This is a genomic window from Hymenobacter oligotrophus (assembly GCF_003574965.1).
Classification (GTDB): Bacteria; Bacteroidota; Bacteroidia; order Cytophagales; family Hymenobacteraceae; genus Solirubrum; species Solirubrum oligotrophum.
Genome location: NZ_CP032317.1, coordinates 2,427,239 through 2,440,275, shown reverse-complemented (window position 1 = coordinate 2,440,275; position 13,037 = coordinate 2,427,239). Strand labels below are relative to the sequence as shown.

At 59.6% G+C, this 13,037-nt stretch carries 14 protein-coding genes; all 14 read left to right on the top strand.

The genetic code is table 11. From position 1 onward, the window contains the following. Positions 1-273 precede the first annotated feature (273 nt). The 14 genes from D3Y59_RS10460 to purH all read left to right on the top strand — a co-directional run bounded on the left by D3Y59_RS10460 (position 274) and on the right by purH (position 13,027). Entirely contained in the window at positions 274-906 is a 633-nt protein-coding gene (locus D3Y59_RS10460; RefSeq protein WP_119446427.1) for a heme exporter protein CcmB, read from the top strand. Between the two features lie 104 nt (positions 907-1,010). Next, on the top strand, positions 1,011-1,682 hold the full coding sequence (locus tag D3Y59_RS10455; protein ID WP_119445004.1) for a cytochrome c biogenesis protein: 672 nt from the start codon (positions 1,011-1,013) through the stop codon (positions 1,680-1,682). Beyond that, a complete protein-coding gene (locus tag D3Y59_RS10450; protein WP_119445003.1) occupies positions 1,663-1,908 on the top strand; it encodes a CcmD family protein in 246 nt (81 codons plus the stop codon). The genes D3Y59_RS10455 and D3Y59_RS10450 overlap by 20 nt, the downstream gene beginning before the upstream one ends. Positions 1,909-2,018: 110 nt before the next feature. After that, on the top strand, positions 2,019-2,444 hold the full coding sequence (locus D3Y59_RS10445) for a cytochrome c maturation protein CcmE domain-containing protein (RefSeq protein WP_119445002.1): 426 nt from the start codon (positions 2,019-2,021) through the stop codon (positions 2,442-2,444). Between the two features lie 118 nt (positions 2,445-2,562). Further along, complete coding sequence (gene ccsA / locus D3Y59_RS10440; protein ID WP_119445001.1) at positions 2,563-5,136, top strand: cytochrome c biogenesis protein CcsA; 2,574 nt, start codon at positions 2,563-2,565, stop codon at positions 5,134-5,136. A gap of 142 nt (positions 5,137-5,278) precedes the next feature. Then, positions 5,279-6,076 (top strand): Rossmann-like and DUF2520 domain-containing protein, encoded by a 798-nt coding sequence (locus tag D3Y59_RS10435; RefSeq protein ID WP_119445000.1) that lies wholly within the window; start codon positions 5,279-5,281, stop codon positions 6,074-6,076. Positions 6,077-6,151: 75 nt separating this feature from the next. Further along, a complete protein-coding gene (locus tag D3Y59_RS10430) occupies positions 6,152-6,484 on the top strand; it encodes a 2Fe-2S iron-sulfur cluster-binding protein (protein WP_119444999.1) in 333 nt (110 codons plus the stop codon). Positions 6,485-6,549: 65 nt separating this feature from the next. Next, on the top strand, positions 6,550-6,789 hold the full coding sequence (iscX, locus tag D3Y59_RS10425; RefSeq protein ID WP_119444998.1) for a Fe-S cluster assembly protein IscX: 240 nt from the start codon (positions 6,550-6,552) through the stop codon (positions 6,787-6,789). 86 nt (positions 6,790-6,875) lie between these two features. Continuing rightward, positions 6,876-7,349 carry a KdsC family phosphatase gene (locus D3Y59_RS10420; RefSeq protein ID WP_119446426.1) on the top strand — a complete coding sequence of 158 codons (474 nt, stop codon included), beginning with the start codon at positions 6,876-6,878 and terminating at the stop codon, positions 7,347-7,349. 114 nt (positions 7,350-7,463) lie between these two features. Then, a complete protein-coding gene (locus D3Y59_RS10415; RefSeq protein ID WP_119444997.1) occupies positions 7,464-7,658 on the top strand; it encodes a cold-shock protein in 195 nt (64 codons plus the stop codon). A 157-nt stretch (positions 7,659-7,815) separates the two neighbouring features. After that, on the top strand, positions 7,816-8,718 hold the full coding sequence (locus tag D3Y59_RS10410; protein ID WP_119444996.1) for a geranylgeranylglycerol-phosphate geranylgeranyltransferase: 903 nt from the start codon (positions 7,816-7,818) through the stop codon (positions 8,716-8,718). A 122-nt stretch (positions 8,719-8,840) separates the two neighbouring features. Beyond that, on the top strand, positions 8,841-10,004 hold the full coding sequence (locus tag D3Y59_RS10405; protein ID WP_119444995.1) for a BamA/TamA family outer membrane protein: 1,164 nt from the start codon (positions 8,841-8,843) through the stop codon (positions 10,002-10,004). Between the two features lie 106 nt (positions 10,005-10,110). Next, complete coding sequence (locus D3Y59_RS10400; RefSeq protein WP_162910682.1) at positions 10,111-11,283, top strand: BamA/TamA family outer membrane protein; 1,173 nt, start codon at positions 10,111-10,113, stop codon at positions 11,281-11,283. Positions 11,284-11,446: 163 nt separating this feature from the next. Then, a complete protein-coding gene (gene purH, locus D3Y59_RS10395) occupies positions 11,447-13,027 on the top strand; it encodes a bifunctional phosphoribosylaminoimidazolecarboxamide formyltransferase/IMP cyclohydrolase (protein ID WP_119444993.1) in 1,581 nt (526 codons plus the stop codon). Positions 13,028-13,037 lie beyond the last annotated feature (10 nt).

The following is a 13,037-nucleotide window of genomic DNA, read 5'->3' as shown; positions in this document are numbered from 1 at the left end:
TGACAACGGCACCGCCCGGCTATGCGCTAATAGCCGGGCGGTGCCTTTTGTGGCCTAGGTGGTTTGGCCTAAAAGGAAGCCGGGCAGCTACGGCAATTGCATAGCACAATGAGGTGAGGCCTATCATGCGTAGCCCTTGTTGCCAGGTCTGTACGGAGGAGCTGGTCACATATTCGGACTAGTCCAACCCCTTTCCGCGCGTTGGGTTGTATCTTTGCACTTTCGCTTACCCACCGACTGGCCGTGCAGCTGTTACGCGAGATTTGGTACCTGATGCAGAAGGACTTCCGCCTGGAATGGCGGCAGCGTTCAGCCCTCAATGGCATGTTGCTATACGTGGGCAGCACGGTATACGTGTGCTACCTCAGCTTTGTGCGCGGAGGCCAATTACCTGCGCCAGCCTGGAACGCACTGCTTTGGATTATTCTGCTCTTTACAGCCATCAACGGCGTAGCCAAGAGTTTTTTGCAGGAAAGCCGCGGCCGACTGCTCTACTACTACACCCTGGCCCGCCCCGAAGCCGTAATTCTGGCCAAAATAGCCTACAATACCTTGCTGCTGTTGGGGTTGGGTATGGTGGCTTTCGGTGCGTACGCTCTGGTGCTTGGCAACCCCGTGCAAGATGTGCCCCGCTTTACGTTGGTGGTAGCCCTAGGCGCCGTAGGCTTTGCCACTTCGCTCACGCTCATTTCGGGCATTGCAGCCAAAGCGGCCAACAGCAATACCCTCATGCCGGTGCTGGGCTTCCCGGTTGTCATTCCTATTCTGCTGCAGCTCATCAAGGCTGCCAAAAATGCACTCGACGGCCTCGACGCTTCGCCGCAGCCCTTGTACATGCTAATGGGCCTGAGTTTGCTGGTGGTGGCGGTTTCTTATTTGCTCTACCCGTTTTTGTGGCGAACGTGACTTAAGAGAATACAGGAGTTAGAAGCTAGGAGCTAGAATGATGATAAGTGCTCTGCAACCGCTTTTTACTCCTGACTCCTAGCTTCTAACTCCTAACTCCCTCGATGAAAAACGCTTGGTGGAAAGTTCTGACGGTGGTGCTGCTGATTTATTCAGTGGTGATGGGCCTGATGGGCCAAGTGCCCCGGCTGGCCATCCTCAACGAAACCATTCGCAATTTGTACTTCCACGTGCCGATGTGGTTCGGCATGACCATCATCCTGTTTGCCTCGGTGGTATACTCGGTGCTGTACTTGCGCAAGCCCTCCGATCGGCTGGATGTGTGGGCGTACCAAACCGCACGCACCGGTATTTTACTGGCCGTGCTGGGCCTGGCTACCGGTGGCACGTGGGCGCGCTTCACTTGGGGTACGTGGTGGACGGCCGACCCGCGCCTGAACGGAGCAGCCGTGGCCGTGCTGATTTACGGTGCCTACCTGGTGCTGCGCTCCTCCATTGTCGATGAGCAGCAGCGCGCCCGCATTTCGGCCGTGTACAACATCTTCGCCTTCTGCGCGGCCATTCCGCTGCTGTTCATCTTGCCGCGCCTCACCGACTCGCTGCACCCCGGCGCCGGCGGCAACCCGGGCTTCAACCAGTACGACCTCGACAATAACATGCGCCTGGTGTTTTACCCGGCCGTGATTGGCTGGACGCTGCTCGGCGTCTGGATTACGAACGTGTCGGCCCGCCTGACCTTCGTCAAACACAAGCTCTATGAAAAACAATTGGCTTAATCGCCTAGGTCGCCGCGCCTTGTTGGTGCTGGCGGCCGTGCTGCTGCCGTGGCTACCCGCGCTGGCGCAGCAAACTACCTCGCCCGAAATGGCCGACCAACTGCGCCAAGACGGTAAGATTTACGTGGTGGTGGCTGTGGTGTTGGTGATTTTAGTGGGCCTGCTGCTCTACCTCGTGGCCATCGACCGCAAGGTGAGCCGCTTGGAGCGCGAGCTGCGCGATTGATAAAAATCATTTCGAAGACGCGGATTTTTTCCGCCCTTCGTGGTTGTTCAAAATGGGCTGGCTGCCGAGCAGTTGGTCCTATTTTCCGGCTGCTTTGCTAGGTAAGCACCATGAAAAAAACACATTTGTTAGCCCTTGTGGTTATTGCCCTGGCCATCGGCATTGTGATGGCCACTGCTGGCGACGCCAGCGTGTATGTATCGTTTAAGGAAGCCAAAGAACTGGCTGCCGACGGCGACTTGCGCAAGGTGCACGTGGTGGGGCGCCTGCCCCACAATGCCAACAACGACATTGTGGGCATGCAGTACAACCCCACGCTCGACCCGAACTACTTCACTTTTGTGCTCGTCGACACGAACCGCGTGCACCAGCAAGTGGTTTACTTCAACCCAAAGCCTCAGGATTTCGAGAAGTCGGAGCAAGTGGTGATAACCGGCAACATGCGCAACGATGTGTTTGTGGCCGACAAGATCCTGCTGAAGTGCCCCTCGAAGTACGTAGAAAACGAGGTGAAGGGAGCTACGGCTGGGCTATAGGGCCGGCCAATTATGAATTCTGAATGTTAAATTCTGAATTACCCAGCCCTGATCAGGTGCCGGAATTCAGCACGACCAATTCAGAATTCACCATTCAGAATTCAGAATTTAGCGAAGCATGAGCATCGGCGACTGGGGACATTTAAGCGTTATCGTGGCCTTTGTGGCAGCGGTAGTGTCGGCGTTTGGGTATTATATGGCAGCGCGGGGCCGGGCGCTGGGCGAGGTCGATCCGGCTTGGCTGAAACTGGGCCGTGGCGGTTTTGCCGTGCACAGCTTGGCGGTTATCAGCGTAATCGTAACGCTGTTTGCCATCATCTACGGCCACCGCTACGAGTACTACTACGCTTGGTCGCACTCCAGCAACCACTTGCCGGTGTACTACATGATTTCCTGCTTCTGGGAAGGGCAGGAAGGTTCGTTTTTGCTCTGGATTTTCTGGCACGTGCTCCTAGGTGCCCTGCTGATGCGCAGCGCGCGGCAGTGGGAGGCCCCGGTGATGGCTGTGTTTGCGGGCGTGCAGCTGTTCCTGATGTCGATGATTTTGGGCGTCACGTTCGGTTCGCTCAAAATTGGCTCGTCGCCGTTTATTCTGATGCGCGAGTTCATGCCCGATTTGCCGGTGTATAAGTTGAATCCCGACTGGGTACCCCAGGATGGCAAAGGCCTGAACGCGCTGCTCCAGAACTACTGGATGGTGATTCACCCACCCACGCTGTTTTTGGGTTTTGCCCTTACGCTGGTGCCGTTTGCTTACGCTATTGCAGGCCTCTGGAAAGGCGAGCTTACCAAATGGGTGCAGCCGGCTATTCGCTGGAGCCTGTGGGGCGGCGGCGTACTCGGCATCGGCATTATGATGGGTGCTTACTGGGCTTACGAAACCCTGAACTTCGGCGGCTATTGGAACTGGGACCCGGTTGAAAACGCCGTGTACATTCCGTGGCTGGTGCTGGTGGCGGGCTTGCACGCCCTGGTGCTGTGGCAGCGCGGCCGCACTGGCCTGCGTACAGCTTTTGCCTTGGTAGTCACCACTTTCTTGCTGGTGCTGTATGCTACCTTCCTCACGCGCAGCGGCGTGTTGGGCAATGCCTCGGTGCACTCCTTTACCGACCTAGGCCTATCGGGTCAGCTGATTGTGTACTTGGCCGCATTTGTGGTGCTGAGCGTGGGTATGCTGGTGTGGCGCTGGCAGCAAATTCCGGTTTCGGAAAAGGAGCTGACGATGTACAACCCCGAGCTTTGGGTGTTCATCGGGGCTACGGTGTTGTGCCTAGGTGCTTTCCAGGTGTTGGTTACTACTAGCATTCCGGTTTATAACGCGTTTGTGGGCTTCTTCGGCGTGAAGTCGAACTTGGCCTTGCCTGCCGATCAAATTGCGCACTACACCAAAATTCAGCTCTGGATGGGCGTGGGCGTAGCCGTTCTCTCGGGCATCGCGCAGCTGATGTGGTGGCAGAAAAACGATAAGGAGAGCGTAACAAACACGTTCACCATTCCGGCGATGCTTACGCTGCTGGGCGCTGCGCTCGTTATTCTGCTCGTGCGCCAAAACGGCCAGCAGATGAGCTTGCCCTACATTGCCTTGCTTACCACGGGCCTGTTTGGCGTGCTGGCCAACCTGAGCATGCTGCTGCAATTGGTACGTCGTAAGGTGCGCTTGTCGGGCGGAGCAGTGTCGCACATTGGCATTGCGCTGATGCTACTTGGCATCCTAGCTTCGGCCGGTTATTCCAATATTATTTCCAAAAACACCTCGGGCCTGCTGTACTCGCGCGAAATGCCCGAGGAAATCAACCGCGACAACGTGCTCTTGTGGCGCAACGACGTCACCAAAATGGGCCCTTACGAGCTCACCTACACCGGCCAGTACTTCGATGTGCCCAGCGTGCCGGAGTACGTGAACAAAGAGCTGCTCTTCCCGGTGCTCAACGACGAGTACAAGGCCGTAGCGCGTGGCGAAATTAAGGTAGGCGACAAGTCGTACTACAAAGCCGGCGATACGCTGGAGATTCGCCCCGAAGACACGTACTACCGCGTGGTATACAAGCACCAGAACTCAGGCGAGGAGTTTGTTCTGTTTCCGCGGGCACAGGTAAATGAAGAAATGGGCGGCCTGCTGGCTTCGCCCGATATTAAGCTGTTCTGGGACCACGACATCTATTCGCACGTGTCGTCGGTACCTGATCCGACGAAGGAAAAGGACTGGAGCGAGGCCAAGGAATTCGTCGTTTCGATGAACGACACTTTGTTCCTGAACGACTATTTTGCCGTGTTCAAGAGCGCCGAGCCGGCCCGCAACACCGCCGGCCTGGGCCTAGGCAAAGACGATATTGCCGTACAGGGCGACATTATCGTGTACGGCGAGAAAGGCCGCCAGTACCACGTGCACCCCGTGTTTGTGGTGCGCAACGGCATGGTTGGCCGCGTACCCGACGAAGTGGAGGACCTAGGCCTGCGCATCACCTTCGACAACATCGACCCGCAGAAGGGCAAGTTCACCTTTGGGGTAAGCACCACTCAGAAAGACTACGTCATTCTGAAAGCCATGGAAAAGCCCTTCATCAACTTGCTCTGGAGCGGCACTTTGCTCATGGGGTTGGGTTTTGCCATAGCCATTTACCAGCGCGGCCGCCAGCCCAAAGTGGCACCGGCAGCTGCTAAGGCTATCATAAAGCAAGTACAAGCTGCCTAACGCGGCTTACTTACGCCGAAGCCCGCCCGCACAACTGCGGGCGGGCTTCGGTTTTTCAAAGCAACTTTGCCCCGCACTCGCTCAGCCATGCGCGGCTGCTATGGGTTGTCTGCTTCAGAACTTCAACTTTTGACCTAGGACTGTGCGCATTGCTATAATCGGGGCCGGGCGGGTGGCTAGCCAATTGGCGCCGGCACTGGCGCAGGCTGGCCATGAGGTGGTGGCCGTATGGAGCCGCAGCGAGCCGTCGGCGCAGCTCTTGGCCAGCAAAACCGGGGCTGTGCCGCTGCATGGCAGCAAACCCGATTTTGCCACCGTCACCGCTGCCGCCGACCTATACCTGCTGGCCGTACCCGACGACGCCGTAGCCCAAGTACTGCAGGCTGCCCAATGGCCCGCCGGTGCGCTGCTGGCGCATACCTCCGGCGCGCTGCCCCTAGGCGTGTTTGCCGCGCAGCAGCAGGTGCGCGGTGGCGTTTTTTACCCGCTCCAAACCTTTAGCCCGGGCCGCGTGCTCGATTGGAGCACGGTGCCTTTGTGCCTCGAAGCTGACGAGGAGGCCGATTTAGCGGTGCTCGAGGCTGTGGCCCGCTCGCTGAGCCAACGCGTGCTGCGCGTGCCCACCCCGGCGCGGCAGCAGTTGCACGTGGCGGCCGTGTTTGCCTGCAACTTCACCAATCACTTGTTGGGCATTGCCGATGCGCTGCTTGCCGACGCCCACTTACCTGCCGACTTGCTCACGCCGCTGATTCGCGAAACCGTGGATAAAGCCTTGGCCAATCCGCCCTTCGCGGTGCAAACCGGGCCGGCCGTGCGCCACGATGCGTCTACCGTTGCGTTGCACACGCGGGCCCTAGGTGCGCACCCCGCTTGGCAGCAACTGTACCAACTGCTCACGGCCAGCATTCAGGAAACGGCCGCCACGCGCCCGCAAGCCTAAACATCTGAGCAGGTTCAGGCTTTATGGAAAGGCGTGCGTACCTTCGCGGCCGCATTCGTAACAGCACAGAATTCAGTGAAAGCCGTCAATATCACCTTCAAGTTTTCGGACGGGCAGCCCGAGCAAACCCACGTGGCCGCTGAGGGCGAGTCGGTGCTCGACGTAGCGCTCAACAACGGCATACAGCTGCAACACAACTGCGGCGGCGTGTGCGGTTGCAGCACCTGCCACGTGTACGTGCTGCAAGGCGGCGACGAGTTGCCCGAAATCAGCGACAAGGAGGAAGACTTTATCGACCGGGCAGTAAACCCGCGCCTTAACTCGCGCCTGGCTTGCCAGTGCGTGGTGCAAACCACCAGCGAAAACCTCGTAATTGAGGTGCCGCCGCAGGATTTCCTAGGTCATTAATCACCGAGGCGTTCGGCCGGGCGCCTTGCCGCGGCCTGCGTACTCACCAACCGACAACTTCGAATATGACTCATTTCGAGCCGCCCATACAGTGGCAAGACCACGAGGATATTGCCATGGCGCTGTACGAAAAGTTCGGCGACGACTTTACCGAGGCAAAAATTTACCGCATCCGCTTCACCGATCTGCTCGAGTGGATTTTGAGCCTGCCCAACTTTGCAGGCACCCGCGAGCAAGCCAACGAAGGCCACTTGGAGCAAATTCAGGCCAAGTGGGTGTACGAGTGGCGCGACAACCAAAAATAGCAGCAAACCGCTTGGCGAGCAGCAAGTGACCGGTAGCAGGTGTTGCCGGTCGCTTGTTGCTTAAGGGCTACACGCAAATTTTATACATGCTCGATTTTTCGGCCGTCGAGGCCTTCGTGTTCGATGTCGACGGCGTACTGACCGACGGCACCTTGCTGGCCCTGAGCACGGGCGAACAAGTGCGCAGCTTCCACATCCGCGACGGGTTTGCCATTCGGCACGCCTTGCGCCAGGGCTACCGGGTCGTTATCATTTCGGGCCGCCAAGAGGAAGGCGTGCGCAAGCGCCTGGAGTCGCTCGATGTGACGGAGATTTACCTGGGCGTCGACGACAAGCTGAAAGTGTTTGGCGCGTGCGGCCTCGAGCCGGGCCGCGTGGCCTACATGGGCGACGACGTGCCCGACCTGGAGGTGATGCGCCGCTGCCACATTGCCGCGTGCCCCGCCGACGCCGCAGCCGACGTCATCGAAATCAGCCAGTACATTGCCAAACTGCCTGGCGGCCACGGCGCTGCGCGCGAATTGATCGAAAATGTGATGAAAGCGCAAGGCAAATGGTAGCCCACGCATTTACAATTCCTTAACATTAGCCCGCTTTGATATTGGGGTTGCAAGTGTGAGATATTCCGGTACATTTACCGGAACATTATTCACCTTTTCCCTTTTCGCGTACCAATGAAAACAGGAACCGTCAAATTCTTTAATGAGTCGAAGGGCTACGGCTTCATTACGGAAGATGCCACCAAGGAAGATTTCTTCGTGCACATCACTGGCCTGAATGGGCTGCAAATTCAGCAGCACGACCGCGTGGAGTTTGATACCCGCGAAGGCCGTAAGGGTATCAACGCAGTTAATGTGAAGAAGGTATAGGTTACAATTGCGCGTTTTCGCGTTACCCTCTCAAAAGACCCTCCCGCGTGCTGCGGGAGGGTCTTTTTTATGTTGCCGGCTGCCTAGGTAGGGGGCAGGCCCCTAGCTTTGCAGCGCTGGGCCGGCGCAACGCCCAGGCCCATGTTACTTTGTGCTTATGCCAACCCCCGTCAGTGCCTCGTTGCCCCAGGGCGTGGCTGCCCGCTGGCGCCACCTAGGGCGGTTGGTGCGTTTGCCCAACTTGCTGATCATGGCCTTGTGCCTGACGCTGACGCAAACGTGCCTGTTGTTTCCGCAGCAACCGTTGCAGGCCCTGCTCAGCGAGCGTTTTCTGCTGCTGCTGCTGGCCACCTTGTGCGTGGCGGCGGGCGGCTACATCATCAACGATTACTACGACGTCAAGATCGACGCTATCAACCGGCCAGGGCAGTTGGTGGTAGGCCACAGCGTAGGCCGCCGCGCCGCCATGGTGGCCCACCTTATTTTGTCGCTGGAGGGGGTATTGGTGGCGGTCGTGCTAAGCCGCGTGGTGGGCGTGGTAACCCTGGGGGCAGCGCTGTTGCTCTGGGGCTACTCGGCGCGGTTTAAGCGGCTGCCGCTAGTGGGCAACCTCAGCATTGGCTTGCTAACGGCGGCCCTGGTGCTGCTGCCCGAGCTGTTGCAGCGCACCGGCAGCACGGCCGTGTGGGCCTACGCGCTGGCAGCTTTTTTGCTAACGGTGGTGCGCGAAATAGTAAAAGACCTGGAGGATATGCGCGGCGATGCCGCCCACGATTGCCGCACATTGCCCCTGGTAATAGGCATTGCCCGCAGCAAATGGGTGGCTGGGCTGTTTCTGGCTAGCCTCGGGTGGCTGGTAACGGCCGCCGTGGGGGAGGGGTTCGTGGCCGGGTACTGGCGCCTGGGGCTGTGGCTGCTAGGTGCCGTGCTGGGCCCCATGCTGATGATGGCCTGGCAGCTACCTCGGGCCGACCGAAAACGACACTTTGCCCAGCTGAGCTTGCTCTGCAAGCTTATCATGTTGGCGGGCGTCCTCTCGATGCTGGTGCTAGGGCGGTAGCGGCCTAGGTGCTGGCGGCAACCGCAAGGGCCAGAGGGCCGTTAGCACTGCGTTGCCCACTTGCTGCGGTTGGCAGCGCGGTAAGGTACCGTTGCTTCCCGCGGCCTATTCGTGCCCACTACATGCTACTCCGGCTTTGCTTCGTGTGCGGGTTGTGCTTTGCGGCCGTTACGGCGGCCCAAGCCCAAACCCCCGACTCTACCGCCGCCGCTCCGGCGGCGCCCGCTGCTACGCAGCCCCCCAAAGACCCACACGACAAGCCCAACTTTGTGCCGGCGCCCGTGGTGTTCTACGAACCCGAAACCGGGTTTGCGGTAGGCGCCACCTTTTTGCCCACGTGGCGCCACGGCCGCGATACCACGGTGCGCAAATCCAACGGGCGCATTGGCGGGTGGTACTCGCAAAAAAAGCAGCTGAACCTGCAGCTTTCGCACACCATCTTCACGCGGCAGGAGCGCTACCTCGTGATGGGCGACATCCTGTTTTTCGATTATCCCATCTACTTCTACGGCATCGGCAACGACACCGAGGAGCGCAACGAAAGCGAGATTTCCTACAAGCTGCTGATTGTGCAGCAGCGCGGGCTCCGGCGCTTCTGGCCCTTTTGGTTTGCCGGTGCTACCTACCGCTTCACCGATACGCGCAGCATCAAGGCCGACAAGCCCACCGTAAACGACGGCGACACGCCCAACCTGCTGCTGGGCCTGACGGAGCGCGAACGGCAGCCCACCCGTATTTCGGGTCTGGGGCCCACCGTCATTCACGACAGCCGCGACAACATTCTGAGCTCCTTTACGGGCAACTACCTCGAGCTGCAGGCCTTGTTCAACGCCAAAGGCTTGGGCAGCGACTACAACTTTACGCGCTACCTGGTTGATGCCCGCCACTACCAACCGCTTTTCGGCAGCACCAATACCATTTGGGCCTCGCAGGTTATCGGGCAGTTCCACAACGGCTCCGTTCCGTTTCGGGAGCTGGCCAACCTAGGCGGCATTAGCTTGCTGCGCGGCATTTACGAGGGCCGTTTCCGCGACCGGCAATTGGTGGCGGCCCAAACCGAAATCCGGCAGCACTTGTTCTGGCGCATCAACGGGGCCGTGTTTGCCGGCGTGGGCCAAGTAGCGCCCCACGTCAACGACTTTGGGTTCGGGCGCTTCAACGTGGCCGGCGGAGCAGGCATCCGCTTCCAGTTCAACCGCCGCGACCGAATCAACGTGCGCTTTGATTACGGCGTGGGCACGGGCGGCAACAGCGGGCTTTATTTCGGCGTGAACGAAGCCTTCTGACCTAGGCGGCCAAGCCAAAAACGGCTCCGGGCAAGCTCATCTTTTCATGGCATTAATGCTGTACATTTAGCAGCCGCCCGGGTTGGGCGGCTGCTATTTTACGTTGATGCGTAGCCGCTTACTACTGCTGGCGCTGGGCCTGCTGCCGCTTGCCGCCCGTACCGCCCAAGCCCAAACCCTGCCGCCCCCGCCTGCCGCCGACGAGCCCGCCGCGGGGCCAACCGCCGCGGCCCCGCGCCCGGAGCGGCGCGTGAAGGTGGCGGCGCTGCCCATCGTGTTTTCGCAGCCCGAAACCGGCATTGCCTACGGCGCGGCGGTGCTGCCGGTGTGGCGCTTCGGTACCGATACGGCCACGCGCAGCTCCACGGCCCGCTTGCTGGGCTACTATACCCAGAAAAAGCAGTCGAGCGCCTCGCTCACCTACACCATTTTTACGGCTGGCGAAAAGTGGGCGCTGAGTGGCGAGGTGTTCTATTTCAACCTGCCTATTTACTACTACGGCATCGGCAACGACACCCGCAAAGCCGAGAAGAGCGACATTTCCTACAAGCTCGTCATTGCCACGCAGCGCGTGCTCAGAAACCTGCGCCCGCACGTGTTTGCCGGCCTCAGCTACCGGCTCACCGACATGCACCACATCCGCATCGACGACCCGCTGACCGACGACGCCTCGCGCCCCAACCTACTGCTCGAGCGCAGTGCCCGCGAGCGTGAAACCACCCTGACCTCGGGCGTAGGCCCCACGTTTCTGTACGACAACCGCGACAACATCCTGAGTGCTTGGCGCGGCAACTACCTCGAGGCCACCTCGCTGTTCATGGGCCGCTACCTCGGCAGCGACTACGGTTTCACGCGCTTGTCGGTGGATGCGCGGCATTTCCGGCCGCTGCGCCAAGGCAGCACCAACACTATTTTGGCGGGGCAAGTGCTGGGGCAGTTTCATACGGGGCAGGTGCCTTTTCGGGAGCTGGCCAACCTAGGCGGCGAACGAATGATGCGCGGCATTTACGAAGGCCGTTTCCGCGACCGGCAAATGCTCGCGGCCCAGCTCGAGCTGCGCCAGAAGTTGTTTTGGCGCCTAGGTGGTGTGGTGTTCGGGGCGGCCGGGCAGGTGCACAACCAGCTCAGCCAATTTCGCCTCAACGACTTCAACGTGGCCGGCGGGGCGGGTTTGCGCATCGCCGTCAACCGCAAAGACCGCCTGGCCATTCGCATCGATTACGCCGTGGGCTCGGGGCAGTCGAGCGGGTTGTACTTCGCTTTCAACGAAGCGTTTTAGTGGGGCACCCCCGCGGTTGCCGGCTTGGCCTAGGTTGAACGTAGGTGGGCGGGCGCTACAGAGGTAAGGCAGCGAATAACAATTCGGTAACGCAGTTGGGTTGAGGGTACCGGCGGCAGCGGCTACCTTCGCCCAGCGTTTCACCCCAATTTTCCTGCTTACTATGTCTACCGTGCCGTCGCTCACCACCCCCGAGTCGGTTGCCGAGGCGCAGCTGTTGCCCATCCGCGCTGCCCTCGTATCCGTGTACTACAAAGACCGGCTCGAGCCCTTGGTGCGCCTGTTGCACCAGCACGGCGTAAAGCTGTATTCCACGGGCGGCACGCTTAAGTTCATCGAAGGCTTAGGTGCCGAGGTAACGGCGGTGGAGTCGCTTACGGGCTTTCCGGAGGTGTTTGGCGGCCGCGTAAAAACCCTGCACCCCAAAGTGTTCGGCGGCATTTTGCACCGCCGCCACGAGGCCGGCGACTTGCAAGAGGCCGAGCAGCACCAGATTCCGCCCATCGACTTGGTAATCGTCGATCTATATCCTTTTGAGGAAACCGTGGCGAGCGGTGCTGCCGAAGCCGACGTGATTGAAAAGATTGACATTGGCGGAATTTCGCTGCTGCGCGCCGCTGCCAAAAATTACCGCGATGTGCTGGTGGTAAGCTCGCGCGAGCAGTACCAGGCCGTAACCGAGTTGCTGGAGGGCCAAAACGGCGGCACCACCCTGGATCAGCGCCGCCACTACGCCGCCGCCGCCTTCAACCAAACCTCTCACTACGATACCGAAATCTTCAACTACCTAGCCCTAGGTACCGAGCTGGCCGGCAGCGCCCTGAAGATGAGCCAAAGCCCGGCCACGCCGCTGCGCTACGGCGAGAACCCCCACCAGCAAGGCACGTTCTATGGTGACCTAGGCGCGCTGTTTGAGCAGTTACACGGCAAGCAGCTGAGCTACAACAACCTGGTTGATGTAGATGCCGCCGTGCTTCTGATGCAGGAATTCCAGGAAAGCCAGCCCGCGTGCGCCATCCTCAAGCACACCAACGCCTGCGGCGTGGCCCAAGCCCATACGCTGCAGCAAGCCTACCTGAACGCGCTGGCCTGCGACCCCATTTCGGCGTTCGGTGGCGTCATCATCGTGAACAAAGAGGTGGATGCTGCTACCGCCGACGAGCTGAACAAGCTGTTTTTTGAGGTGCTGATTGCCCCCAGCTTTGCGGCCGCTGCGCTGCCCACGCTGCAAAGCAAAAAGAACCGCATTCTGCTGCGCCAGAAACCGGTGGTTTTTCCGCAAAAGCAAATTAAGACCTTGCTCAACGGCGTCATCGAGCAGGATTTCGACCGCGTGGTGGAAGGCCGCAACGAGTTCCGCACCGTTACCGAAACCGCGCCTACTGCTGATGAGGTAGAAGCCCTGGAGTTTGCCTTAAAAGTGTGCAAACACACCAAGAGCAACACCATTGTGCTGGCCAAAGCGGGCCAGTTGCTGGCTTCGGGTGTAGGCCAAACCTCGCGCGTCGATGCCCTCAAGCAGGCCATCGAGAAAGCGCGTTCGTTCGGCTTCGATCTGCAAGGCGCCGTTATGGCTTCGGATGCGTTCTTCCCCTTCCCCGACTGCGTAGAAATTGCCGGGGCGGCGGGCATTCGGGCGGTGGTGCAGCCCGGCGGCTCCATCAAAGATCAGGACAGCATCGACGCTTGCAACCGCCTAAGCATGGCCATGGTGCTAACGGGCGTACGTCATTTTAAGCACTAAGCGCTTAGCC